This is a genomic window from Gordonia sp. SGD-V-85 (assembly GCF_001456905.1).
Taxonomy (GTDB): Bacteria; Actinomycetota; Actinomycetes; order Mycobacteriales; family Mycobacteriaceae; genus Gordonia; species Gordonia hongkongensis.
Map to the genome: position 1 here is coordinate 421,765 of NZ_LNQO01000001.1, position 21,259 is coordinate 443,023.

At 68.9% G+C, this 21,259-nt stretch carries 22 protein-coding genes and 1 riboswitch; of the genes, 17 read left to right on the forward strand and 5 right to left on the reverse strand.

Annotated features, from left to right (window positions below; all coding sequences use genetic code 11):
- The first annotated feature begins 46 nt into the window (after window positions 1-46).
- From AS181_RS01850 to AS181_RS01860, 3 genes are read left to right on the forward strand one after another with little or no spacing between them, the layout of a single operon-like run.
- A complete protein-coding gene (locus tag AS181_RS01850; protein ID WP_058249881.1) occupies window positions 47-517 on the forward strand; it encodes an Rv0361 family membrane protein in 471 nt (156 codons plus the stop codon).
- Complete coding sequence (locus AS181_RS01855) at window positions 514-927, forward strand: rhodanese-like domain-containing protein (protein ID WP_058249965.1); 414 nt, start codon at window positions 514-516, stop codon at window positions 925-927. Before AS181_RS01850 ends, AS181_RS01855 begins: the two co-directional genes overlap by 4 nt.
- Window positions 924-2,141: an O-succinylhomoserine sulfhydrylase gene (locus tag AS181_RS01860; RefSeq protein WP_058249966.1), complete on the forward strand. Its 1,218-nt coding sequence runs from the start codon at window positions 924-926 to the stop codon at window positions 2,139-2,141. Before AS181_RS01855 ends, AS181_RS01860 begins: the two co-directional genes overlap by 4 nt.
- An 83-nt stretch (window positions 2,142-2,224) precedes the next feature.
- Here the strand turns inward: AS181_RS01860 and AS181_RS01865 are convergent, their stop codons facing one another.
- Complete coding sequence (locus tag AS181_RS01865; protein WP_058249882.1) at window positions 2,225-3,169, reverse strand: ERCC4 domain-containing protein; 945 nt, start codon at window positions 3,167-3,169, stop codon at window positions 2,225-2,227.
- Window positions 3,170-3,219: 50 nt separating this feature from the next.
- On the reverse strand, window positions 3,220-4,296 hold the full coding sequence (locus tag AS181_RS01870) for an isochorismate synthase (protein ID WP_058249883.1): 1,077 nt from the start codon (window positions 4,294-4,296) through the stop codon (window positions 3,220-3,222).
- A 107-nt stretch (window positions 4,297-4,403) separates the two neighbouring features.
- A riboswitch (SAM riboswitch) is annotated at window positions 4,404-4,517 on the forward strand.
- Between the two features lie 19 nt (window positions 4,518-4,536).
- Here AS181_RS01870 and AS181_RS01875 point away from each other — a divergent pair.
- Both AS181_RS01875 and AS181_RS01880 read left to right on the forward strand, forming a co-directional pair.
- Window positions 4,537-5,463, forward strand: coding sequence for an aminotransferase class V-fold PLP-dependent enzyme (locus AS181_RS01875; RefSeq protein ID WP_058249884.1), 927 nt, complete (start codon window positions 4,537-4,539; stop codon window positions 5,461-5,463).
- Window positions 5,460-5,960, forward strand: coding sequence for a hypothetical protein (locus AS181_RS01880; RefSeq protein WP_058249885.1), 501 nt, complete (start codon window positions 5,460-5,462; stop codon window positions 5,958-5,960). The genes AS181_RS01875 and AS181_RS01880 overlap by 4 nt, the downstream gene beginning before the upstream one ends.
- Window positions 5,961-6,122: 162 nt before the next feature.
- Here AS181_RS01880 and AS181_RS01885 read toward each other — a convergent pair whose 3' ends face one another.
- Window positions 6,123-6,635 (reverse strand): inorganic diphosphatase, encoded by a 513-nt coding sequence (locus tag AS181_RS01885; RefSeq protein ID WP_058249886.1) that lies wholly within the window; start codon window positions 6,633-6,635, stop codon window positions 6,123-6,125.
- A gap of 164 nt (window positions 6,636-6,799) precedes the next feature.
- Between AS181_RS01885 and dacB the strand changes: the two genes are divergently transcribed.
- Genes dacB through tilS form a run of 3 tightly spaced genes read left to right on the forward strand, consistent with a single transcriptional unit; the run spans window position 6,800 to window position 10,265 of the window.
- Window positions 6,800-8,203 (forward strand): D-alanyl-D-alanine carboxypeptidase/D-alanyl-D-alanine endopeptidase, encoded by a 1,404-nt coding sequence (gene dacB, locus AS181_RS01890; RefSeq protein ID WP_078112648.1) that lies wholly within the window; start codon window positions 6,800-6,802, stop codon window positions 8,201-8,203.
- The gene (locus AS181_RS01895; protein WP_058249968.1) at window positions 8,200-9,330 is read left to right on the forward strand and encodes a zinc-dependent metalloprotease; all 1,131 of its coding nucleotides are present in this window, start codon (window positions 8,200-8,202) and stop codon (window positions 9,328-9,330) included. The genes dacB and AS181_RS01895 overlap by 4 nt, the downstream gene beginning before the upstream one ends.
- Complete coding sequence (gene tilS / locus AS181_RS01900; RefSeq protein ID WP_078112647.1) at window positions 9,327-10,265, forward strand: tRNA lysidine(34) synthetase TilS; 939 nt, start codon at window positions 9,327-9,329, stop codon at window positions 10,263-10,265. The genes AS181_RS01895 and tilS overlap by 4 nt, the downstream gene beginning before the upstream one ends.
- Window positions 10,266-10,293: 28 nt before the next feature.
- On the opposite strand, the gene AS181_RS01905 is transcribed toward tilS, so the two are convergent.
- Window positions 10,294-10,998: a hypothetical protein gene (locus AS181_RS01905; protein WP_058249888.1), complete on the reverse strand. Its 705-nt coding sequence runs from the start codon at window positions 10,996-10,998 to the stop codon at window positions 10,294-10,296.
- A gap of 334 nt (window positions 10,999-11,332) precedes the next feature.
- Here AS181_RS01905 and hpt point away from each other — a divergent pair, with 334 nt between their 5' ends.
- The 9 genes from hpt to AS181_RS01950 all read left to right on the forward strand — a co-directional run bounded on the left by hpt (window position 11,333) and on the right by AS181_RS01950 (window position 19,792).
- A complete protein-coding gene (gene hpt, locus AS181_RS01910) occupies window positions 11,333-11,896 on the forward strand; it encodes a hypoxanthine phosphoribosyltransferase (RefSeq protein ID WP_058249889.1) in 564 nt (187 codons plus the stop codon).
- A gap of 171 nt (window positions 11,897-12,067) precedes the next feature.
- A complete protein-coding gene (ftsH, locus tag AS181_RS01915; RefSeq protein WP_058249890.1) occupies window positions 12,068-14,458 on the forward strand; it encodes an ATP-dependent zinc metalloprotease FtsH in 2,391 nt (796 codons plus the stop codon).
- 9 nt (window positions 14,459-14,467) lie between these two features.
- The gene (gene folE, locus AS181_RS01920) at window positions 14,468-15,079 is read left to right on the forward strand and encodes a GTP cyclohydrolase I FolE (protein ID WP_058249891.1); all 612 of its coding nucleotides are present in this window, start codon (window positions 14,468-14,470) and stop codon (window positions 15,077-15,079) included.
- A 50-nt stretch (window positions 15,080-15,129) separates the two neighbouring features.
- Window positions 15,130-15,984, forward strand: coding sequence for a dihydropteroate synthase (folP, locus tag AS181_RS01925; RefSeq protein WP_058249969.1), 855 nt, complete (start codon window positions 15,130-15,132; stop codon window positions 15,982-15,984).
- Window positions 15,977-16,348: a dihydroneopterin aldolase gene (gene folB / locus AS181_RS01930; protein ID WP_058249892.1), complete on the forward strand. Its 372-nt coding sequence runs from the start codon at window positions 15,977-15,979 to the stop codon at window positions 16,346-16,348. Before folP ends, folB begins: the two co-directional genes overlap by 8 nt.
- Window positions 16,345-16,863: a 2-amino-4-hydroxy-6-hydroxymethyldihydropteridine diphosphokinase gene (gene folK / locus AS181_RS01935; RefSeq protein ID WP_058249893.1), complete on the forward strand. Its 519-nt coding sequence runs from the start codon at window positions 16,345-16,347 to the stop codon at window positions 16,861-16,863. Before folB ends, folK begins: the two co-directional genes overlap by 4 nt.
- Window positions 16,860-17,375 (forward strand): DUF3180 domain-containing protein, encoded by a 516-nt coding sequence (locus AS181_RS01940; RefSeq protein ID WP_058249894.1) that lies wholly within the window; start codon window positions 16,860-16,862, stop codon window positions 17,373-17,375. The genes folK and AS181_RS01940 overlap by 4 nt, the downstream gene beginning before the upstream one ends.
- 115 nt (window positions 17,376-17,490) lie before the next feature.
- The gene (locus AS181_RS01945) at window positions 17,491-18,846 is read left to right on the forward strand and encodes a DUF6779 domain-containing protein (RefSeq protein ID WP_058249895.1); all 1,356 of its coding nucleotides are present in this window, start codon (window positions 17,491-17,493) and stop codon (window positions 18,844-18,846) included.
- Window positions 18,847-19,006: 160 nt separating this feature from the next.
- Entirely contained in the window at window positions 19,007-19,792 is a 786-nt protein-coding gene (locus AS181_RS01950) for a hypothetical protein (RefSeq protein ID WP_058249896.1), read from the forward strand.
- A 26-nt stretch (window positions 19,793-19,818) separates the two neighbouring features.
- Here AS181_RS01950 and AS181_RS01955 read toward each other — a convergent pair whose 3' ends face one another.
- A complete protein-coding gene (locus tag AS181_RS01955; RefSeq protein WP_058249897.1) occupies window positions 19,819-21,231 on the reverse strand; it encodes a serine/threonine-protein kinase in 1,413 nt (470 codons plus the stop codon).
- Window positions 21,232-21,259 lie beyond the last annotated feature (28 nt).

Consider the following 21,259-nt stretch of genomic DNA (forward strand, 5'->3'; position numbering starts at 1 on the left):
GACGCCGGTCTCAGCTGCCTCCGGGACGCTCGATAGACTCCCCGCCATGGCCGAAGCTGCAGGTGAGGGTGACCAGAGGCCCCCGTCGTGGAAGAACGCGTGGCCGTTCTTCGTCGCGGCGGGCGTCGTGGGCCTCGTCGTGCTCGGCGTCGTGCTGTCGAACGTGATCCGTCCTGCCGAGGATCGGGCCGGTGACTCGGCCCAGGTCCAGTACGCGATCAACGACGTCTACACCGCCCGCAACGGCCCGAACTACGTCGAGTACCGCGCCAACACCTGCGCGGCCGACGTCGAGGCGGCCGACTTCGTCTCCGAGGAACAATTCCTCGCCGACAACCGGGAGTCGCTGGTCGCCAACGGTCACATCGAGATCCCGGAGATCACCGAGCTGGTGGTCGACGGTGACCGCGCGACCGCGAAGGTTCATTGGCACTATGACAAGACCCCCGACGACGTGAATGTCGTCGACACGATCGTGGTGCGCGAGAACGGCGAGTGGAAGGTGTGTTCCTCATGAGCTATGCCGGTGACCTGACCCCGCGCGAGGCGTGGGAGAAGCTCGAGAACAACCCGGATGCGGTGCTGGTCGACTGTCGCACGCAGGCGGAGTGGTCGTTCGTCGGCGTGCCCGACCTCGAGGTCCTGGGCAAGCGCGCGATCTTCGCCGAGTGGACCACCTTCCCCGAGGGGCGTCGCAACGACGACTTCGTGGCACAGCTGCGTGATTCCGGTGTCTCCGACGACCAGGAGGTCATCTTCATCTGCCGTTCGGGGCACCGGTCGATCGGCGCTGCGGAGGCCGCGACCGCCGACGGTATCGCGAAGGCATACAACGTGATCGACGGGTTCGAAGGCGCCCTCGACGAGAACGACCACCGCGGGACGTCGGGCTGGCGTGCCGAGAACCTGCCGTGGAGGCAATCGTGAGTTCTGATCTGCCCGTCAGTCGTGAACTGCCTGAAGGGCTCTCGGCTGACACGATCGCGGTTCGCGGCGGGCTGGCGCGTTCGGGTTTCCACGAGACGGCCGAGGCGCTCTATCTCACGAGCGGTTACGTCTACGACTCCGCGGAGGCCGCCGAGCGAGCCTTCACCGGCGAGGACGAACGATTCGTCTACTCGCGCTACGGAAATCCGACCGTCGAGATGTTCCAGGAGCGGTTGCGCCGGCTCGAGGGCGCGGAGGCGTGTTTCGCCACCGCGAGCGGCATGGCCGCGGTGTTCGTCGCGCTCGGTGCACTGTTGAAGGCCGGCGACCGTCTCGTCGCCGCCCGCAGCCTGTTCGGTTCCTGCTTCGTGGTCTGCAACGAGATCCTCCCGCGCTGGGGGATCGAGACCGAGTTCGTCGACGGTGAAGACCTCGAGCAGTGGGAGCGGGCCCTGTCCAAGCCCACCGACGCGGTGTTCTTCGAGACACCGTCGAACCCGATGCAGAGCCTCGTCGACGTCGTGAAGGTGTCCGAGATGGCGCACGCCGCGGGCGCACAGGTGGTGCTGGACAACGTCTTCGCCACCCCGCTGCTGCAGCGGGGTCTCGAACTCGGCGCCGACGTCATCGTCTACTCGGGCACCAAACACATCGACGGCCAGGGGCGCGTCATGGGTGGCGCGGTACTCGGGACCAAGGAGTACGTCGACGGTCCGGTGCAGCAACTCATGCGACACACCGGTCCGGCACTCAGTCCGTTCAACGCCTGGACCCTCGTGAAGGGGCTGGAGACGATGCGTCTGCGCGTCGACGCCTCGGTGTCGTCGGCGCTGCGGATCGCCGAGTTCCTCGAGAGCGATCCGCGCGTGCGCTGGGTCAAATACCCCTTCCTGCAGTCACACCCGCAGTACGACTTGGCGAAGTCGCAGATGTCCGGCGGCGGCACGGTGGTGACCTTCGAGCTCAACGACCACGACGGCATCGACGGCAAGAAGCGCGCCTTCGAGGTCCTCAACGGCCTGCGGATCGTCGACATCTCCAACAATCTCGGAGATTCGAAGTCGCTGATCACGCATCCGGCGACCACCACTCATCGTGCGATGGGTCCCGAGGGACGCGCGGCGATCGGTCTGAGTGACTCGGTGGTGCGGCTGTCGGTCGGCCTCGAAGGGGTCGACGACCTGTTGGGCGACCTGGACCACGCGCTGGGGTGAGGGTAAGCGCTGACGTATTCCGTTGCGGCACAGCGCGAATCCGCCTCGGTGAGCGGGGCCGAGTCCCCGGAGGGTGGTGCCATTCAGTCGTTCCGGCGATCCCAGGCCGCTCGCACCGTACTCGGGATCCGTCCCTTGGAGGGCACCTCGATCCCTTGGGCGCGAGCCCACGCCCTGATCTCCGACGGTGTCGCCGGTGGACCGTGCAGGCCCTGCACGATGGGCTCGCTGCCGACGGTGAGCCGCCATTCGTGTAGCGCGGCACCGAGCCAGCGGTAGGTCCATTCCTCGGCGAGTTTGCGGTTGTCGCAAAAGACGATCGGCACGGTCGGAAACCGGACCTGCGCCTCGGCGACTGCCTCGGCCAGCGCGGCGCCGCTGACGTATTCGCGCGTGAACACCTTGCTGTATGAGGCTTCGACGACCACCGCGGCGCGTCGGAGTCCCGCGAGACCTGCCAACTGGTAGGTGAGAGTTCCCTTCATGAGACCGTTGCCGAGGTCGTCGATCGACTTGCGTTCGACGGCGGCGACCACCTGGTCGTCCTCGACGATCGCGTAATCGCCGGCATCGAGGCGGTGTCGAGTGGTGGTCGCCTGTTGATGACCGAAGGAGTAGGCGTACTTCTCGCCTGTGTCGACGACGATCTCGAGCGCCTGGCCGTGTGCCCGAGCCTTGGGAAGCGTGACGTTTGGACGCGCCTGCTTGGTGGTTTTGCGCGTCTGCCAGAAGATCATCTCGCGTCCGCGAGCCCGCGTGACGACGAACTGTGACCGATTCTCGCGAGCGCGGTCGAGCACCAGATCGATCGCCGCCCCGCGCCGCGTCACCGACCGAACCGGAAGACGTTCGACGATCTGCGGTGTGGTCGGCCATTCGTCGGCGCGATGACAATAGACCTTGCTGGTTCGCGGCCAGGTCTCCCTCACCTTCAAGACGATCCCGTCACTGCCGAGCGGAATCCGGACCAGAAAGGGCAGTGAGGAGCCCTGTTCCGGATTTCGGGCGATGATCAGGTCGTCGGGCATCATCGACGAGCGTAACGGGCGAAGATCGCGCGCGTCCGCAATTGATCCGCTCAGTCGAGTGCGGCGATGCCCAACGCGTTCAGGACCGTCCGCAGCTTGAACGCCGTCTCCTCGAGTTCGCCCTGCGGGTCGGAGTGTTCGACGATACCGCCGCCGGCCCACGTCCGGAGGCTGCGACGATCGGCCTCGAGTTCGAGGCACCGGATGGTGACCATCCACTCCCCGTCGCCGGCGGCGTCGCACCAGCCGACCGCCCCCGCATAGAAGCCGCGCTCACCCTCGACCTCGCGGATGATCTGCGCAGCAACATCACTCGGCGTGCCGCAGACCGCCGGGGTGGGGCCGAGCAGGAGTGCGAGATCGAGCGCAGTGGTCGCCGGGTCCCGAAGCCGCGCGCGGATCGGGGTGGCCAGATGCCAGACCTCCCCGGTCGACTGCAATTGCGGGGTCGACGGCGCGTCGACGTCGTCGCAGAGGTGTCCCAGCCGGTCTCGCAGGTGGTCGACGACGAAGGCGTGCTCGGCGAGATCCTTCGCCGAGGAGAACAATCCGTCGGCAGCGGCGCGGTCGACGACCGGGTCGGGTGACCGCGGCGCCGATCCCGCGTACGGGTGGCAGGTGACGACGGAACCCGACTTGCGCAGCAGCACTTCGGGACTCGCGCCCAACAGCCACGAACCCGAGCCGGTGGCCGCGCCGAGATCGACACCGAATGCGTTGTGTCCGGCATTGCCGCCCGCCAGTGCGTCGAGGAGTTGCAGAGGCTCGACCTCGGCGTCGAGCACGATGTCGACGCTGCGGGCGAGTACGACCTTGCCGACGTCGCCGGCGACGATCCGCTTCACCGCGTGTGCGACACGTTCGCGGTGCTCGTCGGCCGTGGGGTGCAGGGTCGTCGACACCGGGGTGCGCGTCAGCGGTGGTGTGCCTGCCAGCGGCGCCGCGTCGACGTGCAGGACTTCGGGCACCACCAGCGCGGCGGGCTCGGCGAGGTCGAAGGGGATCGCGCCGGTCAGACCGTCGACGGTCCCGGCGCGCAGGGCGGCCGAGGCGGCGTCGACGTCGGTGAACGCACGGACCGCGCCCATGCCCCGCACGGTGCCGTGCGGGCGGGACAACACGAACACATCAGTCGCTGACACCCCTGACACGCTACAGGTAAGTGTGCCCTAACTTCCGATCACGTTGAGTGAAAATTGACACGTCCGCGCGAGATCGACGACCCTTGGTCGTAGGTCATGAGTGCCAGTGACAAGCCCCGGCTCGCTGGTCGGCAACCCTCCTTCGCGGTGGGGTGCTCCGGGTGACGACCCGGCCGCGTACCGACCGGACGCGGCAAGCGCGAATTGTCTGAGGAGTTTCCTGCCGTGACCGCTGTCCTGTCCGCACCCGCCGGTCGCCTGTCGCCCGCAGTCGACGTCCGCTTCGACGCCGCCCGGGAATCGGTGCGGCAGTTCGTCCGTGCGCGGGTCGACGACACCGTCGTCTTCACCCGCGATGCCGCCGTTGCCCTCGACCTCGCGGCGCGCATCACTCCTGGCGACGTCGTCGTCCTCGACATCGGGCAGGGCGCCGACCTGCTGCGGTGGTGCGCACCACGGCAGGGGCGCGACCGGGCGCGGTTCGTCCCGGCCTGCGAGACCATCGAGGACACCTTGGTCGCGCTGGAGACCGAGCTCGCCTCGGCGCCGGCATCGTTCCTGGTCGTGACCGCGGTATCGGACATCACCGGCGAGGTGCTGCCGATCGGCCGGCTCGCCTCGCTCGCGCACCGGTCCGGGGCCCGCATCCTGGTCGACGCCGCGCAACTCGTCGGGCACCGGCCCGTCTCCGTCGTCAGCCACGGCATCGACTACCTGGCGTTCGGTGAACCAGGTCGTAGGACGGATGGCGCCGGCGTTCTCATCGGTCGTCGTGACTGGTTCGACGCCGCCGATGTCGATGCCTCGCCGGACGCCGACGGCGTTCCCGGGGCGATCGCGGTCGCCGAGGCGTGTCGGGTGCTCGCCGATCTCGGACCCGAGACGATCGGCCTGCATGAACGCCGCCTCGCCGAACGTCTCGACGCCGGCCTGGCCGCGATCGGCAGCTTCACGCCGCTGCGGATCTTCACCGATTCCACCGACCGCGCGGGAGTCGCGGGCTACACCGTCGACGGCCTCGCACCGCCGGCCGACACGGTGCGCGCGAGTTTCGGAGCGGGCACCACCGTCGACGACATCGACCGGATTCTCGATGCATTCCGGGCGCGAACCGAACAGACCGACCGAACTCGACCAGGGGTGAATAGATGACCATCGAACTCGACGCACGTGCTGACCGCGGCACCGTGATCGCCGCACAGACTGCCACCCCGACGGCCCCGATCAGCATCGGACGTCCGGGATTCCAGATCGCGCTCGCGGGAGACGATCTCGCACAGACGTTTCCGATCGTCGTGCGGCGGGAGACCCTCCGCGAGGCGCAGCGCGCCCGCTCCCTGCTCCGGGCCGGCAGCCACGATCAGGCCAATTTCGTGGTCGCACTCGAGGTGGAGGTGGCCGTCGCGCCGGACGCCGCGTCGGCGCGCACGGCCGCTGCTGCGGCGGTGAACGCGTCGTCGGAGACGGGCTCGGGGACCATCCGCTACATCGGGACGACACACGGACTGATCACGCTGGTCCGCGACATCTACGCAGCCGAGGTCGCCGACGCCGTGATCCTCATCCCGATCGACGGCGCGGCCACCGAACGCCGCATCCGCGAACAGATCCTGCCGGTGCTCGCCGAGCAGCGGTACCGCGTGGCCTGACCCACTGCTGGTTGAGCCGGCACCGAGCGTAGCCGCCGGGCCGAGCAAGCGACGAAGGAGCGCGTGGAGGTCGAGGCGCCGAGTCGAAGCCACCTGGTGACCAGACAAGACCGCCGACACCATCTCGGATGATGGTGCCGGCGGTCTCGTGTGTGGGAGAGATCAGCCGCGCGAGGGCTCGTTGGCCGCGTCGGGGTGCGCAGCGAGGCGATCGATGGCCTCCTGTGCGATCTTCTCGGCCTGGTCGCGGCCGACCCATCCGCCCGGGTCGACCTCCTTGCCCGGCTCGAGGTCCTTGTAGTGCTCGAAGAAGTGGGCGATGGGTCCCAGCTCGTATTCGGACACGTCGGAGATGTCCTTGATGTGGTCCCAGCGCACGTCCTTGGCGGGGACGCAGAGCAGCTTGTCGTCGCCACCGGCCTCGTCGGTCATGGTGTACATGCCGACGACCCGTGCGCGCACGATGATGCCGGGGAACACCGACTCGGGGAGCAGGACCATCGCGTCGAGCGGGTCGCCGTCCTCACCGAGGGTGCCGTCGATGTAGCCGTAGTCGGCCGGGTAGCCCATCGAGGTGTACAGGTAGCGGTCGAGGTAGACCTTGCCCGTCTCGTGGTCGACCTCGTACTTGTTGCGGCCACCTTTGGGGATCTCGATGGTCACATCGAATTCCACAGTTCCTCCTGGCAGTCTTGATCGGGGATGCCGCGTCGGGCCGAAACGCCCGCACGCTGCCCCAACGATACTGTTGGTCCGGCGACCTCGATGTTCGTACCCCTCGTTGTGCGTATGTCCGGGCCGTTCCATCGACCGTCAACCGCGAGAGACCCGGAGGCTTTGTGGGCGCATCCACCCGAAACGGCGGTCGTTCCGGTCGGAGACTTCTGTGGTGGACGATCACCGCGGTGGTGATCCTGGCCCTCGTCGCGACGGCCTCGGTGGTCATCGCGCTCCGGCTCGACCGGGAACCCGAACTGCCGCCGGGGGTTCCCCCGCAGCCCGCCGCGATCGCCGTCGACCCCCGGATCGACCCGGTGGTCGCCTCCGCGCCGGAGCCCACGCCGAGCGGTGTGTCGCGGGCCATCGCGCCGGCACTGCGGGATCCGGCGCTCGGCGAACTCACCGGCATGATCAGCGACTCGCTGACCGGCACCGTCCTGTGGACCAGCAACCCCGAGCGTCCGCGGATCCCCGCGTCGAACGCCAAGGTCCTCTCGGCCGCGGCCGTCCTCGAAGCCGTGCCGCACGATCAGCGACTGACCACGACGGTGGTGGCCGGCAGCAACGGGCAGATCATCCTCCGAGGTGCGGGTGACCCGACCCTGTCCGCACAGCCCGCCGGCACCGACACCTTCTACACCGACCCCGGTCGCATCGCCGACCTCGCGCGGCAGATCGAGGACACCGAGATCCCGGTGACGTCGGTGGCAGTCGACCTGAGCGCGTTCTCGGGTCCGACGATGGACACCACCTGGGACCGCCGGGACATCCAGGGTGGCGACATCGCGCCGATCGAATCGCTGATGGTCGACGGCGCCCGGCTCGAACCGCTCGACGAGTACTCGCCGCGCACCGCGGAACCGGGCATCATGGCCGGCGAGGCGCTGGCCGCGGCTCTCGGCGTGGAGGGTCCCGTCACGGAGGTGACCGGTTCCGGCGCAGCCGCATCGGGGAACGACCGCGTCATCGCGAAGGTCCAGTCGGCGCCGCTGGTCACCCGGGTCAACGACATGCTGCGCTACAGCGACAACGTGCTCGCCGAGACCCTGGCCATCGAACTGTCGGTGCACCGGGGCGGGCCGCCCACGCACGCCGGCGGCGTGGAGGCGATCGAACAAGTCCTGTCGTCGATGTTCCCGGACCAGTGGGCGGGCACCACCCTGCACGATGCGTCGGGGATCTCCTACGCCAACCGCACCACGCCGGAACTGCTCGACGCCGTGATGACGGCCGCCAGCGGGCCCAGCCGGCCGGCGCTGCGCCCGATGCTCGACGGGCTGCCGATCGCCGGTGGCACCGGTACGCTCGCGGACCGGTTCGACGCCCCGGGCAACCCGGGCGCGGGCTGGGCACGCGCCAAGACCGGAACACTCACCGGGGTCAGTTCGTTGACCGGCATAGTGCAGACAGTCGACGGCCGCGTGCTGTCGTTCGCCCTGATGTCCGGCGGCACCTCGCCGGCGGACGCGCGACCCGCCCTCGACGCCGTGGTGGGTCAACTGAGAGAGTGCGGGTGCCGATGACCACTTCAGGAATCGCCGGATCGGACGTCACCGACGCCGGGATCACCGGAACCGGGACCACCGAGGTCGCCGAGACCGCCGACCGTCAACCGGGCATCGGGTCGCAGATCGACTGGTCGCTCGCGGCGTCGACCGCGAAACGTCTCACCCGTCCCGGTCCCAAGACCACGGCCTACACCTACGAGGCGGCCCGTACGGAACTGGCCGACGCCGCGACCCGGGCCGAAGCCCCGGTCCGTGAGGTCACCGGGCTCGCCGACGGCCTTCGCGTACCGACCACCCGGGTCCTCGACCGGGCCGGGTGGATCGACGCCGCATCCCGGTCGATGCGCTCGATGCTCGGCTCCGACGAGTCGATCGATGCGGGATCGCCCGGACTCGGGGCCCGATTCGGCGGCCTCCAGGCCGGCGGGTTGCTCGCCTTCCTCTCCACCGCGATCCTCGGCCAGTACGACCCGTTCACCCCCGACCCGGAGACCGGCGAACCGGGTGTGCTGATGGTGGTGACGCCGAACATCATCAACGTCGAACGTCAGCTCAAGGTGATCCCGTCGGACTTCCGCCTGTGGGTGTGCCTACACGAGGTCACCCACCGGGTGCAGTTCTCGGCCAACCCGTGGCTGCGCGACTACATGCAGGACAACGTGGCCGTGCTGACCTCCGACGCCGGCGAGTCCACCACCGAGATCGTCACGCGGATGACCAAGGCGCTCAAGGGCTCCGACGGTCCGCGCGAAAAGGGTGTGATCGGGGCGATGCAACTGCTGCAGAGCCCGGAGCAGCACGCCGCCTTCCAACGCATGATGGTCCTGGGCACGCTGCTCGAGGGTCACGCCGACCATGTCATGGACGCCGTGGGACCGGCGCATGTGCCGTCGGTGGCGAGCATCCGAGCCGCCTTCGACAAACGACGCACCGCACCCCAGAACCCGGTCCAGCGGCTCATCCGGGCGCTCATCGGGATGGACGCCAAGCTCGCGCAGTACATCCGCGGCAAGGCCTTCGTCGACGCGGTGGTCGAGGCCGTCGGGATGGAGCGGTTCAACGTCGTGTGGACCTCGCCGGACACGATGCCGCTGCCGAGCGAGATCGACGACCCGCAGGCATGGATTCAGCGGGTGTTGTGAGGCGGGCGGTCGCGGACTTCGCGGCCGCTCATCTCGCCGGGCCGGACGTCTGCGTGGGACTCTCCGGTGGAGCTGACTCGCTCGCGCTGACCGCCGGCGCGGTCGGTGCCGGACTCGACGTCACCGCGCTGATCGTCGATCACGGCCTCCAACCGGGTTCGACGCAGGTGGCCGCGGCGGCGGCGCGCACGGCGGAGTCCCTCGGTGCCCGCGTGCGAATTCTCCCGGTGCGGGTCGGGTGGCGGGGCGGTCTCGAGGCCGCCGCACGTGACGCGCGATATGCGGCGCTCGAGCAGGCCCGCGACGGCCGGCCGGTCCTGCTCGGCCACACCGCGGACGACCAGGCAGAGACCGTGCTGTTGGGACTGGCACGCGGATCCGGGTCCCGGTCGATCGCGGGTATGCGCCCGTGGAATCGACCCTGGGGCAGACCGTTCCTCGGGGTCCGGCGACATCAGACCCTGGCGGCCTGTACGGAGATGGGCCTCGAGCCCCACCACGACCCGCACAACCGCGATCCGCGTTTCACCCGGGTTCGTCTGCGGGCCGAGGTGCTACCGCTGCTCGACGACGTGCTCCAGGGGGGTGTCGTCGACGCGCTGGGTCGCACCGCCGACGGTTTGCGAGCAGACAACGACGCGCTCGACGAGTGGGCGGCCCGGGTCCTGGCCGAGGCCGGCCGCGGTGACGTACTGGAGATCGCCCCGCTGCGCGACGCGCCGCCCGCGGTCCGGACCCGTGCCCTGCGCGCCTGGCTGCTCGACGTCGGTGCGACCGAGCCGACCCATCGGGTCATCTCCGCGGTGGCGGCTCTGCTGGACCGGACCGGCGCCGCGGGCGACCGGACCCAGGTCGCCGTCGGCGGCGACCCCGCGGTCCGCCGCGTCGTCGTCCGCCGCGGCGAGACACTGACGGTCCGCCTCACCGAGAGGTGAGACGGACCGTCGAGGACAGACTCCGCGATCAGCGTCGCGGCGGAACGAACGGCGAGTTGATCGTCTGGAAGTAGTGGATCCCGGCCCCGATCAGGGTGCCCCCGCCGCCGAGGGCGAGGCCGACGATGCCGCCGATCGCAGCGGCCGGCGCGACGCCCACCAGGCAGCCCACCACCGCAGCGGCGAGTCCGATGACGCACCCGATGATTCCGCCGACGATTCCACCGACGATGGTCCCGACCAATGTCCCGATCGACGTTCCCGCGGCGAGCTGCGAACGGAAACGTTCGAGCGCCTGGTCGTCGCGCTCCTGGCGCGTTTGCGGCGCCGCGACATTGTGTCGGGCCGCCCCGCGTAATTGATCGACCGCGGTCGGATTGAGTGTCGTCGAACGTGCGACCTCACGGGACGGAATGAGGGTCACCTTGTTTCCCGTGGTCCGCGTGTCGATCGGGAACTGCCGATACTCGCTGCGATACATGAGCGGCATGCGAAAGAGTTCCGCGCCGGCGGTGTCCCGGATCGTCAGATTTCCGTTCGCCGTGCTGACCGACGCGTTGTGCACCGTGAGAGTGAGCGCCGAGGCATTCCACGACGCATCGTAGGTCGCGGCGGAGGCCCGCTGAGGTGCGGCTTCGGCGGTCGCGGCGAATACGGTGACGACCGCGGTGACCAGGCACAGGATGGCGCTGAAACGTTTTCTGCGCAGGGGAGAACGCGAAGTGGGGGACACGAGCGCTCCTTCTTGTCCACACGGGGACAGGGCGTGAGAAGGGAGGGGAATTTCGAGGCCTGGTTACTCAGATCTCTGTTCTCGAGAATGTCAGACGCTTGATCCACTCCGAAACGCAACCACTCGGATTGGTGCCGGTGTGGCGACTTGTTATGCGACCGTTATCTGCACGGCAATTCGGCGAAATATCGATATGAAAGGGCGACAATGATTTGAGCAGGAATTTCTCGGAAAACCCCCAGGTGGACGGTCGGTCATTTCTTCGGCCTATGGCGACGACCCCGGTGCGGCCCCCGTTCATCGCGGTGCGGCCGAAACATGCGAAGCTGGGACCGTGCAGTTTGCCGATCCGTATGCCGCCGACATCGACGCTGTCCTGATCACCGAGGACGAGATCAAGGAGCGCACCGCCGAACTCGCCCAGTCCGTGGCGTCGCGCTACGCCGACATCGAAGAGGATCTGGTTCTCATCGGTGTCCTCAAGGGCGCGATCATGTTCATGACCGACTTCGCCCGGTCGCTTCCGATCCCGTCGCAGATGGAGTTCATGGCGGTCTCCAGTTACGGGTCGTCGACCTCGTCCTCGGGTGTGGTCCGCATCCTCAAGGACCTCGACCGCGACATCGAGGGACGCGACGTCCTGATCGTCGAGGACATCATCGACTCCGGTCTGACGCTGTCCTGGCTCATGAAGAATCTCGCCACACGGTCGCCACGCAGCCTGGAGGTGTGCGCTCTGTTGCGCAAGCCGGACGCCGTGCGTTCCACCATCCGGGTCGCCGACGTCGGGTTCGACATCCCCAACGAGTTCGTCGTCGGATACGGCCTCGACTACGCGGAGCGATACCGCGACCTTCCCTACATCGGACGACTGAAGCCGTCGGTGTACACGCACTGATCCATCGCCGGCGCATGACGCGGCGCCCGCGTGTCCGACCTGCGAGGGAACGGTTTCACCAGCGCGATCGTTGACCGGTAGCCTCAATGTGTACGTCGACGGGAAGGACATGGGAACGGCGTCGGCACCGGGACTCGATCCCGTGAGCCCGCACGACCCCCACCAACTGGCATGAACCGTAAGACAGTCTTCCGCAACCTCGCCATCCTGGCGCTCATCCTGCTCGCCCTGTGGGGCTGGAGCGTGATGAGCGACTCCGGTCGGGAGTACCGCGGCGTCGACACCTCTGTCGCACTGCAGCAACTCAACGACAAGAACACCAAGTTCATCAGCATCGACGACCGCGAGCAGCAGCTGCGCATCGAGCTGAACACCCCGATCAAGGTCAACGACGCCGACGCCGACAAGATCAGCGCCAAGTACCCGGCGCAGGCGGGGGACCAGGTCTTCGAGGCCGTCCAGGGCACCGGCGCCCCGTACACGACCAACGTCAACGAGCAGTCCGTCCTGTGGCAGATCCTCATCTTCGTGCTGCCGATGATCCTGCTGTTCGGTCTGTTCTTTTTCGTGATGAGCCGTATGCAGGGCGGTGGCCGCGGCGGCGTGATGGGCTTCGGCAAGTCGAAGGCCAAGCAGCTCACCAAGGACATGCCGAAGACGACCTTCGCCGACGTCGCGGGCGCCGACGAGGCCGTCGAAGAGCTCTACGAGATCAAGGACTTCCTACAGAACCCGACGCGGTACCAGGCGCTGGGCGCCAAGATCCCGCGCGGTGTGCTGCTCTTCGGCCCTCCCGGAACCGGCAAGACGCTACTGGCCCGCGCGGTGGCCGGCGAGGCGGGCGTCCCGTTCTTCACGATCTCCGGTTCGGACTTCGTCGAGATGTTCGTCGGCGTCGGCGCGTCGCGCGTGCGTGACCTGTTCGAGCAGGCCAAGAACAACAGTCCGTGCATCATCTTCGTCGACGAGATCGACGCCGTCGGCCGGCAGCGCGGCGCGGGTCTCGGCGGTGGCCACGACGAGCGTGAGCAGACGCTCAACCAGCTCCTCGTCGAGATGGACGGTTTCGGCGACCGCTCGGGCATCATCCTGATCGCGGCCACCAACCGCCCCGACATCCTCGACCCGGCTCTGCTGCGCCCCGGCCGATTCGACCGGCAGATCCCGGTCGGCAACCCCGACATGGCCGGTCGCCGGGCCATCCTCAAGGTCCACGCCAAGGGCAAGCCGATCGACTCCGACGCCGATCTCGACGGTCTGGCCAAGCGCACGCCCGGCATGTCCGGAGCGGATCTGGCCAACGTCGTCAACGAGGCGGCGCTGCTCACCGCACGGGAGAACAAGCAGACGATCACCGCCGAGGCCCTCGAAGAGGCGGTCGACCGGGTCATCGGCGGTCCGCGCCGCAAGTCCCGGATCATCAGCGAACACGAGCGCAAGGTCGTCGCCTATCACGAGGGCGGCCATACTCTTGCTGCCTGGGCGATGCCCGATCTCGACCCGATCTACAAGGTCACGATCCTGGCGCGCGGGCGCACCGGCGGCCACGCGCTCGCCGTCCCCGAGCAGGACAAGGACCTGATGACCCGCTCGGAGATGATCGCGCGGCTGGTGATGGCGATGGGCGGCCGTGCCGCCGAGGAACTGGTCTTCCACGAGCCGACGACCGGCGCGTCGTCGGACATCGACCAGGCGACGAAGATCGCGCGTGCGATGGTCACCGAGTACGGCATGAGTTCGAAGTTGGGTGCAGTGCGCTACGGCCAGGACCAGGGCGATCCGTTCCTCGGCCGGTCCATGGGCTCGCACACCGACTACTCCGCGGAAATCGCGAGCGAGATCGACGACGAGGTGCGCCGGCTCATCGAGGCCGCGCACACCGAGGCTTGGGCCATCCTGACCGAGTACCGGGACACCCTGGACGTGCTCGCGACGCAGCTCCTCGAGAAGGAGACGCTGACCCGCAAGGACCTCGAGAAGATCTTCGCCGACGTCGACAAGCGTCCGCGGATCACCGCGTTCAACGACTTCGGCGAACGCACTCCGAGTGACAAACCGCCGGTGAAGACGCCGGGAGAGCTGGCGATCGAACGCGGTGAGCCGTGGCCGCCGCCGGAGCAGGCCAAGATCCCCGAGCCGGTGGGTGCCGGTTATCCCGGTGGGCCGCAGGTCCCCGGCCAAGTGCCGAACTACCCGCCGATGTATCCCGAGCCGGGTGGTCCGACACCCCCGACGCAGGGCAATCCGGAACCGCGGTTCCCCGACCACGGATATCCGCCGGCCGATCCCGGCCCCCACTATCCGAATCCCCAATATCCGAACCCCCAGTATCCGAACCCGAACTACCCCAACCCGCAGTATCCGGACCCGGGCAACGGCCGGACGGCGGCACCCGGGTCGGGTGGGCCGTACGGGGGCGGCACGCGTCCGGATTACGGCGCGCCGCGCGATTGGTCCGCACCCGGTTGGCCACCCGAGCCCGACCCGCGGTCGGGTCGCAACGGCGACACGAACGGCTGGGGTCATCGCGCCGGTGACGACGACTCGCGTCCGAGTTCGTAAAGTGGCCGGATGAGTATCAGCGAGCGGCGGGACGCCGTACTCGAGGGACCCCGGTCCGACTTCGACCAGGCACGCGCCGAAGCTGCGGTCCGCGAGTTGCTGCTCGCCGTCGGCGAGGACCCGGATCGGGAAGGTCTGATCCGGACGCCCACGCGGGTGGCGAACGCCTACCGGGAGATGTTCGCCGGCTTGTACACCGAGCCCGATGAGGTCCTCGCCACGACGTTCGACGAGGACCACGACGAGCTGGTGCTGGTGAAGGACATCCCGATGTACTCCACCTGCGAGCATCACCTGGTGTCGTTCCACGGTGTCGCCCACGTCGGCTACATCCCCGGCACCTCGGGCCGGGTGACCGGGCTGTCCAAGTTGGCGCGCCTGGTCGACCTGTACGCGAAGCGTCCGCAGGTCCAGGAGCGGCTCACCAGCCAGATCGCCGACGCGATGATGCGCAGACTCGAGCCCCGCGGGGTGATCGTGGTGATCGAGGCCGAGCACCTGTGCATGGCCATGCGCGGTATCCGCAAACCCGGCGCGACGACCACCACGTCGGCGGTGCGCGGCATCTTCAAGACCAGTGCGGTGTCCCGCGGCGAAGCCCTCGACCTGATCACCCGGTGACGCAGGCGCACGCAGTCCCCGCCGGCGGCGGTGTGCACCGGACTCTCGTGATGGGCGTCCTCAACGTCACCGCCGACTCCTTCTCCGACGGCGGTCGCTACCTCGACGCCGATGCGGCCATCGCGCATGGGCTCGAACTCATCGAGCAGGGTGCCGACCTCATCGACGTGGGTGGCGAATCGACCCGGCCCGGCGCGGTCCGGGTCGACCCCGGTCTCGAGGCGGAGCGCGTGGTCCCGGTGATCGGCGAACTCGCCGCGCGCGGGGTGACCGTGTCGGTCGACACGATGCGCGCCCCGGTCGCGGCCGCCGCGATCCGGGCCGGCGCCGCGATCGTCAATGACGTGTCCGGCGGGCGTGCCGACGCCGACATGGCGCGGGTCGTCGCGGACGCGGGATTGCCGTGGATCCTGATGCACTGGCGCCCGGCCGGGGACAGCACGGACCGGCGGTTCACGCACCGCAGTGGAGACGTCGACGGGTACCGGGACGTGGTCGCCGAGGTGAGTGGGGAACTGCTGGCCCAGGTCGACGCGGCGGTGTCGGCCGGCGTCGACGCCGACCGCCTCATCCTGGATCCGGGGCTGGGCTTCGCCAAGACCGCCGAGCACAACTGGGCCCTGCTCAACGCATTGCCCACCATCACCGGGCTCGGCTTCCCGGTGCTGGTCGGAGCCTCCCGCAAACGCTTCCTCGGGTCGCTGCTGCGTCGCGACGGTGCGGATCGGCCGCCCGCCGGACGTGATGTCGCCACCGCGTCGGTCTCGGCGCTGTCCGCCGCCGCGGGCGCGTGGGGGGTGCGCGTCCACGACGTCGCGAGCAGTCGCGACGCGGTCGCGGTCGCGGCGGCCTGGCGCACCGGCGGTTCCCGAACCTCGTCCTCGGTAGGAGACTCGAATGGCTGACCGGATCGAACTGCGCGGCCTCAAGGTGCGCGGCAATCACGGTGTGTTCGACCATGAACGGGCCGACGGCCAGGACTTCTACATCGACGTCGTGCTCTGGCTGGACCTACGGGCCGCCGGCGAGTCCGACGACCTCGCCGACACCGTCGACTACGGCACGCTCGCGCAGCAGGTCGCCGGCATCGTCGGGGGCGAACCGCGCAACCTCATCGAGAAGGTGGGGGCCGAGGTCGCGGAGTCGATCATGACCGACGAGCGCATCGATGCCTGCGAGGTGACCGTGCACAAGCCGTCGGCGCCGATCCCACTGACCTTCGACGACGTCGCGGTGGTGACCAGACGTTCCCGCAAGGGGACGCGATGAGCCGCGCGGTGCTCTCGGCCGGTTCCAACATCGGTGACCCGACCGCGCACCTGCGTTCGGTCGTCGAGGCTTTCGCCGACGACCTGGTCGCGGTGTCCGCGGTCTATTCGACGCCGCCGTGGGGCGGGGTCGAGCAGGAGGACTTCCGCAACATCACGCTCGTCGTCGACGGCCCGCATGATGCGCGCGGGTGGCTCGAGCGCGGATTCGAACTCGAGCGGGCCGCCGAACGGACGCGCGAGATCCGCTGGGGGCCGCGAACTCTCGACGTCGACGTCGTCACCGTGTCCGAGTCCGGCCAGGTCGTCGTGTCCGGGGACCCGGACCTGACACTGCCCCATCCCCGTGCCGCGCAACGGGCTTTCGTCCTCGTCCCGTGGCTCGAGATCGAACCCGATGCCATCCTCTGGACCCCGGACGGTACGCGCGCGGTGTCCGATCTCGTGGCCGGGCTCGACGACGCAGAGCGGGACGCGGTGCTTCCGGTCGGCCGCCTGACCGGGGTCGAGTCGTGACCGCGCCGGATCCGCGCCGGCCGGATCAGGACGACGAGGAGACCGGTCTCGGTCCCACCCGGGTCCGCGATCTCGCCGTCATCGCGGCGGTCACGGCGATCGTCGCGTGGATCCTGGTGCGGTACAACTACTCCGATTTCCCGCCGCTGCCGTTGCTCGCCGGTGTGGTGCTGTATGTGCTTGCCGCACTCGAGATCGTCATCGCCTTCGTCGTCCGTTCCCGGGTCGATTCGCGGGATGTCGGTCGCGCGCGGGGGCAGCTCCATCCACTCACGGCCGCGCGGGTGCTGGCCCTGGCCAAGGCTTCTGCGATCCTCGGCGCGATCGCCTTCGGGGTGTGGCTGGGTCTGCTGGCCTTCCTGCTCGGCCAACACGATCTGGCCGCTGCCGACCACGACCGGCCAGGCGCGATCGTCGGACTGATCGGCGGGGTGGTCCTCGTCGGTGCCGCGCTGTGGCTCGAGTACTGCTGCCGAGCACCCGACGATCCGTCCGCCGTCGGCGGTCCGTGAGGGTCGGGGCAAGTCTCGGACGCCCCGCGCACTCGTCGCCTAACATGTCGACTATCGGAGAAACTCCGCACCCGCCTGCGGTCCGAATGCACTCACAGCGGGTAAATTCACGATCATGACGACCTCGAACGGCCGTGCCGCCGACTCGCGCCGCTCGAGTCGGTCGACGGCTCAGTGGTTGCTCGGCCTCTTGATCGTGCTCGCATTGATCGCCAGCATCCTGATGGTCTTCACCGACAGGCTGTCGATCACCGGCTCGCTGGCAGTCATCGCGGCGTTGTGGGCGGCCGTCATCGGCGCGATCCTGGTGACGAAGTTCCGTCGACAGGCCGAGAGCGCCGAGGCGAAGAGCCGTGACCTCCGGTTGGTCTACGAACTGCAGCTGGAACGCGAGATCGCCGCGCGTCGGCAGTACGAACTCGATGTCGAGACGACCATCCGCAAAGAGGTCACCGCCGAGTCGAACGAAGAACTCTCCGAGCTCAAGGCCCAGGTGCTGGCGTTGCGTTCCAGCCTGGAGATGCTCCTCGGTGAACCGCTGCCGGATCAGCGGGTCGCCCTGTCGAGTGAGAAGATGCGCGAACTGGCCTCGGGCCTGAACGACGAATCACGCGCGGGTCGTCGATCCGGTGCACCCTACGGCGGTGGCTTCTCCGGTGATCTCGGTGGCGTGTCGTCCTACGGCGCCACCTACGCCGACGACGGGGTGCTCGCCGCGCGCGACTTCGCGGCGACGGCTCCGACCGCGGACGACGGCAGGCATACGGGACCGGTCGATCCCAACGAGATGACCGAGGTGATCCCGGTCGTCACCGACGATCCGATCTCGGGCCGGATCGCCACCGAGGTATCGCCCGATGAGCCCGCGGCGACGAGCGCGCCGGCCGAACCCGCTGCCGCGACGGGGACGTCCGGGAGGACGTCCGACTCAGACGTCTCCGACGCCGAGATCGTCGACACCGATCACCCCGGCGGCACGGAAGCCACCGCCGGCGGCGAGACCTCGGGTGCGGACAGTGGTGCGTCAACCGGCGCCGGAGAGTCCGCGTCCGTGCCGTTCTCCGGGGGCTTCTACCTCGGAAGCGATGCCGACGCGTCGGATACCCGAGGCCCGGGATCGCAGTCGCCGGTCGCGGACGCGAATCAACCGCTCTACACCGACGACACCCCGACCGACGAATGGTCGACCCGGGCGGCGTCGGGCGAAGCACCCGAGAGCGATGAGACCCCGGGCGTCGCGGATGCTTCCGACGACGTGGAGCCCCCGCCCTTCCTCGGGTCCGCTGGACGACACGAGAATCAGCCGGGCGGTCGGCCCGCGGAGTCCTTCGGCGGTGGTCGTCGACGCCGTGCGGTCGCCGACGACGCGGAATCGGCACACTCGGCGGGGTTGCCCGTCTCCGAACTCCTGAGCCAGCTGCGGTCACAGACCGAGTCCACCGGCGGCGGACGGCGCCGACGGAACGGCTGATCCGCCCGGGCGGGCCCGGCCGCTTGCGACCCCGGGCGGGCCCGGCTGCTTGCGACACTGCCGGGTCGCGGTCCGATGCCCCTGTCATCCGTCCGGGTGCATCTGCGGCGTTGCCGCGGATTCGCCGATACGAGTTGGACGATCGCCCTAGTATTCCCGTATGAGCGAGACGCTCGCGGGTGGGGAGTTCGGTCTCGGGCCGGGGTCCGATCCGTCGATGGCCGCGATCCGCCACACCGAGCGCGGGAACGCGGTCAAGCAGTCGCTGGTGAGCACCGCGGTGTTCCTGCCGGTCATCGTGTGGTGGCCGACGGTGTTGTGGCTCTTCACCTTCGACCCGCTCGACGGCACCCCGTTCCCCGAGTACCACGCGAACCTCCAGGCCAACGGTCCCGAGGCGAGCCTGTTGCTCATCTGGTCGCTGACGGCTCTGATGCCGCTGTACATGGTTCTCGTGCTGGGGATCTGGGCTCGTAATCCGATGCGGTCGGGGATCGCGGTGGTGATCGGCGCGGTCGGGGCACTCGGATTCTGGGGTGGTCAGGTCCCGGTCCTGGTGCGATCGGGAGACTACCCCGTGCTCACGTTCTGTTCGGAGCACATGCCCGCCTTCGTCGTGATGCTGATCGTGGCGTGGTCGGTCGCGCGTCGACGTGGATTCTGGTGGGTGCTGGCGATTCCGGTGATCATGCTGCTGGCGATCAACGCCTATGAGGGCTGGGCGTCGAACCCGGTCGACGCGATCGTCGACGGCACCGGGAGACTCCTCGACGTCCCGGCCTCGCAGGTACTGGACCCGTTCTCGCCGAGATTCCGTTCGCCGTTCGACGACGTGGTCGACATCGTGGCGGGGATCCTGACCCTGTGGGTGGTCGACGCCGTGTTCGGCGCGTTGTCCAGGCAGGCGCGTGAGCCGCAGAAGTCCCGGCCGGGGAGCTGGCGCTGACGAAATCCGTTGCCACGACGTCGAAGTCAGAACTGCATCGCCACGGCGCGTCCGACGGTGAACGCGATGAACCCCAGGCTCAGCACGACGCCCAGGACGCACAGCACACGGGCGAACCGCCCGGCCGAACCCGGCTGACCACGGCCGGCGAGATACCAGCCGGCCACGCCTACCGGCAGGCCCAGTCCACCGACGACGCTCAACGGGATCGCCGCCACACCGCATGCGAGCGACGCGGTGGTCCGCCGGGTCGCACCCGGGCCGGGCCGAGGTGGGTCCAGCACCGGTAGATCGCGCGAGGCGCGGACCGTCGACGACCCGGGATCATGCTGGGGGACAGCGTGTCCGGGGAGTCCGGAGTACGCCGTCGCGCCCCGTGCGATGGTGGGCCGAGACTCGTCGTCCCCCGGCCGGGTGGCACCGGTGACCGGGATCGCAACAGTGGGTGCGAAGGCGGTCGGGGGCAGCGCCGGCGGTGCGGGTCGGGACATCGGTGGACCGGACATCGGTGCCGCCGCGGCGTGGCCGCGCACGGTGCGCTCCGGCCGCGGTGGCGCCGGGGCGAACACCGTCGAGTCGATCGCCGAACGGAGTTCGGCGGCAAAGGCCCCCGCCGACGACGGACGGTCCGTCCGGTTCTTTGCGAGACCGGAGCGCACCACGTCGGACACCGCCGGCGGCACGTCGGGCCGGAGGTCGGACAGCTCCGGGGGCGGGGTGCTGAGGTGGTGGTGGATCATCATGGCGGGCGTCCGTGCGGCGAACGGCACTGTGCCCGCGATCAATTCGAAGACGCTGCAGGCCAGTGAGTAGACGTCGCTGCGGGCATCGAGGGTCTCGGCCGAGAGCTGTTCGGGTGACGAATAGGGGAATGAGCCGATGACGAGATCCGTCGAGGTGAGCGAGGTGGCACCACCGTCGGTCGGACGCGCTATCCCGAAGTCCGCCAGCCGGATACGCCGGCGCGTGACGTGCTGGGGGAGTCGCGGATCGGACTCCTCGGGGCTGATCAGGATGTTCGCCGGTTTGACGTCGCGGTGGAGCAGTCCGGAGCGGTGCGCGTGATCGAGCGCCGCGCCGATCGCGTCGCCCACGGCCGCGACGTCGGCGAGCGGGAGCCCGCCGGGGCTGGTGGCGAGCAATGCCGCGGCGTCCGTGCCGGGCACGTACTGCATCGAGATCCAGAGTCGTCCGTCCACTTCGCCCCGGTCGTAGACACTGACGATGCACGGGTGGTCCAGCTGGGCGGCGAGGTCGGCCTCGCGGGTGAACCGGGCTCGGAAGATCGGATCGTTCGACACCTGCTCGGCGAGGACCTTGATCACGTCATGGCGCGGGAGCCGGGGATGGCGGACGAGGTACACCTCACCCATCCCGCCCGCACCGATCCTGCGCACGACCCGGTAACCGGCGAACTCTGTGCCCGGTTCCAAGCTCATGGGCGGGACCTTCGTGTGCGCGGGTGTG